Annotated in this window: 5 protein-coding genes and 1 pseudogene; all 6 read left to right on the top strand. The window is 44.1% G+C overall.

Annotated features, from left to right (window positions below; all coding sequences use genetic code 11):
- Window positions 1–385: chorismate synthase (locus tag AC29Z1_RS14355; RefSeq protein ID WP_488272140.1), on the top strand; the 385-nt coding region annotated here is incomplete at its 5' end.
- Window positions 386–430: 45 nt separating this feature from the next.
- The gene (locus AC29Z1_RS14350; RefSeq protein WP_488272139.1) at window positions 431–976 is read left to right on the top strand and encodes a hypothetical protein; all 546 of its coding nucleotides are present in this window, start codon (window positions 431–433) and stop codon (window positions 974–976) included.
- A gap of 5 nt (window positions 977–981) precedes the next feature.
- Entirely contained in the window at window positions 982–2,307 is a 1,326-nt protein-coding gene (locus AC29Z1_RS14345) for a type II secretion system protein GspD (protein WP_488272138.1), read from the top strand.
- Window positions 2,308–2,335: 28 nt separating this feature from the next.
- Entirely contained in the window at window positions 2,336–2,869 is a 534-nt protein-coding gene (locus tag AC29Z1_RS14340; RefSeq protein WP_488272137.1) for a shikimate kinase, read from the top strand.
- Complete coding sequence (gene aroB / locus AC29Z1_RS14335) at window positions 2,850–3,947, top strand: 3-dehydroquinate synthase (protein ID WP_488272136.1); 1,098 nt, start codon at window positions 2,850–2,852, stop codon at window positions 3,945–3,947. The genes AC29Z1_RS14340 and aroB overlap by 20 nt, the downstream gene beginning before the upstream one ends.
- A gap of 185 nt (window positions 3,948–4,132) precedes the next feature.
- Window positions 4,133–4,338, top strand: a pseudogene (locus AC29Z1_RS14330) (efflux RND transporter periplasmic adaptor subunit); the annotation flags it as partial.

Genomic DNA, 4,338 nt, shown 5'->3' with positions numbered 1-4,338 from the left:
TGGATTTGCTTATGCCAATTTACTAGGTAGTCAGGCACATGATGAAATATATTATGAAAGCCATCGAGGATACTATCGTCATACCAATAATGCCGGTGGCATTGAAGGCGGTATCAGTAATGGTGAACCCATCATCATTAAAGCAGTAATGAAGCCAATTCCGACATTAATGAAGCCGCTGGCGACCGTAAATATCGCCGATAAATCAGTTCAAAAGGCTAACACCGAGCGCAGCGATGTATGTGCAGTGCCAGCAGCCGCGGTTGTTGCCGAGGCTATGGTAGCAATTATATTGGCTCAGTCTCTGATGGAAAAATTTAGCGGAGACACTATTGACGATTTGCGATTGGCTATTCATAATTATAAAACTCGGATAAAAGGTTAAAAAAATGTGTACTAGGAAGCTTTTGCATAAGAGGGGAGTTATGTTGTGAACGCGCTTACCTGTGGACAGCGTCAACCATGTATGCAGCCTAGGCCAAAAAGGGGACATCATACCCGACTAATCTTTTTCTGTTGTTTGCTGCCAGTGGTATTAGGGTACTGTTTTTGGCTGCCAGGAGGGGTTGCGCTTTCAGGTTCTGTTTTGGCGCGTTATCAGCAAAGTACTATTTCTCCGAAAACATCCCATCAGGTATTGCCTGTACGCTATCCATTACATGCGGTGATGCGTGATCCATTTGCCGTTCCTAAAGAATTTCAGCCCAAGACGGTGGATTCTGATACGTCAGCAGCAACCAATGCCCCGTCCGCTTCTCAGTCAGTGTTATCGTCTGCACTGCCGGACACTTCATTACGACTTGTTGGCATAGTCAGTGGCGGTGGTCAGCAGGTAGCCATAATTAAAACAGGAAAGGATAGTCGTTCTTATCAACTCGGAGAGTACATCGGATTACATCAACTCATATTGGTTGGGGAAAGCTCTGTTACTCTGCTTGGTCCGCATGGCCAGCAAGTGTTGGCTTTAGAATGGTGAAAGCAATGCATGGACTGAATACAACCATCCTGTTGGCGTTATGTCTTTTTTTCTTTAGCATAACAAGTATTGCTTCAGCCAATCCAACTGTGAATATGAAAGTAACCGATGCTGAAGTGCGCGATGTACTTACCGCACTGGCAAATGTCGGCAAGGTTAACATGATCGTGGACGATTCGGTTAAAGGAACGATCACTATTCACCTTAATCAGGTGCCGTTCGATTCGGCTTTGGAATTAATATGTAAGACCAAGGGGCTTACCTACCAGTTAGTTGGCGATTGTTTGGTTGTCGGCGCTGCCAACAAGATCGGCAGAGAATTCGGGTCAGTACATACCTTTAAACTGAAATTTATAAATCCCGATTCTGTTAAGGATACCATTCTCTCTATTTTGTTTGGGGAAAAGAAAGGACAAAAGAGAATCCAGGCGGAGGGAAGCTCGGCAATAAAAAATGCTGTACATGGAATGACTGCCGTTGCCGCAACTGGTGAAAAATCAAGTGAAGAGTCAACCGAGTTAGATAGGCTGACCATCGATTATGCTACCAATTCATTAGTTCTTTTAGGAACTGACACAGAGGCCGCAAAGATTCAAAATCTATTAGATGAACTCGACATACCGTATCAGCAGGTATCACTGGAAGCCGAAGTACTGGCTATCAGTAAAGAAAAAAGCCAAAATTTAGGAATTGAATGGTCCTGGGAAGCAACGCCGCAGTATGCGACGAGAGATAAGGATGATGATGGCGATCTTACCGTCACTCGTACTGGGAGTAAGGGTGTTATTCAATTTGGTCGTAATCCGGAAGGATATCCTTATGAGTTTTATTACCAGACAACCATTAATGCATTGATAAGTAACGGGGATGCCAAAGTATTGGCCAAGCCCAAAGTTACCACAATTAATGGCAACCAGGCACAGATACTAATCGGTGATCGTATTCCCGTGCAAGTGCAAACACTTACTAATGGTACAACCACAACGAGCACCGAGTATGTAGATGCTGGTATCAAATTAATTTATACACCAAGAATTAATACTGATGGATTAATCACAGTCCATGTTCTTACAGAAGTTAGCAGTGCAACTTTGGTGTCTGATATTAAACAATATAAAATTACTACCCGTCAGGCTGAGACTACGGTACGGCTAAAAGATGGCGAAACTATGGTTATTGGCGGGTTAATTGGGACTACTGACAGTGAAGCGAGAAAAGCAGTGCCATTGTTTAGTGAGTTACCCATCATCGGAACCTTATTTAAAAATTTCAGCAAAACACATAATGCTACCGAAGTAGTTATTTTTCTTACCCCTCGTATAGTAAAATAGGCAATGCTTTACAATTTTGGAGGAATTCGTGAAAAACATAGTTCTAATTGGATTTATGGGTACTGGCAAGACCACTACCGGAAGACTATTGGCAGGAAGACTTAACCGTCCCTTTATTGATGTTGATCGAAAGATTGAGCAAGAAACCGGGCTTACTATTAGTGATATTTTTCAACTATATGGCGAAGATTACTTTCGTCAGTTAGAACGGGAGGTTATTGCGCGGGTAGCACGTTATACCAATACCGTTATTGCTACGGGTGGCGGGGTAGTGCTTAAACAGGAGAATATGGTTAGACTCAGAAACTCCGGGATTATTATTTCGCTTACAGCATCGCTGGATACCATTCTGGAACGTACTTCCCGCAAGAGAGTACGCCCACTACTAGAGTGTGAAGACCGAGCCGAGCGGGTGGCTAAGCTGCTTCGAGAGCGTGCCAACCTCTATATGAAGGCTGACTATATTATTGACACCAGTTATATGTCGACACAGCAGGTGACAGAAAAGATCATTTGCTTGTTACGGGAAGGGGGGCATCTACGTGGTCGAAGTCAAGGTTAACTTACCAGCACATAGCTATACCATTTATATACAATCAGGAAGCATCCCCCACGCAGGAAAACTGCTACGCCATTTGCCACTGAGTAATAAAGCTCTTATTGTGACTGATGAAAATGTTTATCCGCTCTATGCTACCGCTTTAGCCGACAGTGTGGCTGATGCAGGTTTTACAGTTAAGATCGCTACTATAAAACCAGGAGAAGGTTCTAAATCGCTTACTACTGCCGAGGCGGTATACACTGAGGCTATCAGTTTGGGACTTGACCGTAAGTCACCGATTATTGCGTTAGGTGGTGGCGTGGTTGGCGATTTGGCTGGATTTGTAGCTGCCACTTATTTACGCGGCGTACCCTTTGTCCAGGTGCCGACAACTTTATTGGCGCAAGTGGATTCCAGCGTTGGTGGTAAAACGGCGGTTAATCATGAATTAGGCAAAAATTTAATTGGTGCTTTTTATCAGCCAAGTGTAGTAATTATTGATCCTAAGGCATTGGAAACCTTGCCTGAACGGGAACTAAAGGCCGGTTTGGCTGAGGTTATAAAATATGGTGTTATTGCCGATCAGAACTTTTTTTGCAATTTAACAGCGTCTGCCGATGCTTTACTTGCGCGTGATCCGGCAGTGTTGGCAACGGTCATTGCCCGCTGCTGTGAACTTAAAGCTGAGATTGTAGCCCAAGATGAACGGGAGACTTCCCTGCGGATGGTGCTGAACTTTGGGCATACGATAGGTCATGCTATTGAAGCTGCCGGTGGGTTTTCCGAGTATAATCATGGGGAAGCCGTGGCTATTGGTATGCATGCGGCTGGGCTTATTAGCAAAAAACTGGGATTATGCGAGCAAAAGCATGTAGATATGCTGCGGCAGTTGCTCAGCCATATGGGTTTGCCGCTTACAGCTCCTGGTTATTCGCCAGAGGACCTGATGCGGTATTTGTTAAGAGATAAAAAAATGGAGAGCAATAAAATAAACTGGGTTCTTATGACCGGCATTGGTCAAGTGAGTATAACCCGTGAAGTTACGACTGCTGCTATTATGGAAGTGCTGGCGCAGATTACTTGCAAACGGGAAAGTTAAAGAAGAGAGAGTACAATGCATAGTTTCTGGTAATGACGAAGATGGGAAGCCTATCTGGTCAATGCCGGCAGCAGTAAAGTACTCTCTCTTGTTTTGTTGCGCGTAATAAATATATTGCGAAGGCAGGATAGATGAGCCACCTGTCGAATAGAAACTGAGGATTTAAATAATGGAGGAATGAGCAGGTGGCACGCAAACAAAAAGCAATTGTTATTGTAACCGTTATTGCATTCGTTCTAGTTGGAATCATTAGCTACCGTATCTACAGTAATGTACAGGCAGGAAAAGAAAGAGCTGGTCGTGTGTCACAAGGGCAAACCGTCGCAGTTGAAGTGGCTCCTGTTACCAGGCGGGATATTACTCCTGTGTTAATCTTTTCCTCCAGTCTTGA

It is taken from the genome of Sporomusa sp., from assembly GCF_057736855.1.
This window is presented reverse-complemented; position numbering and strand designations above follow the sequence as displayed.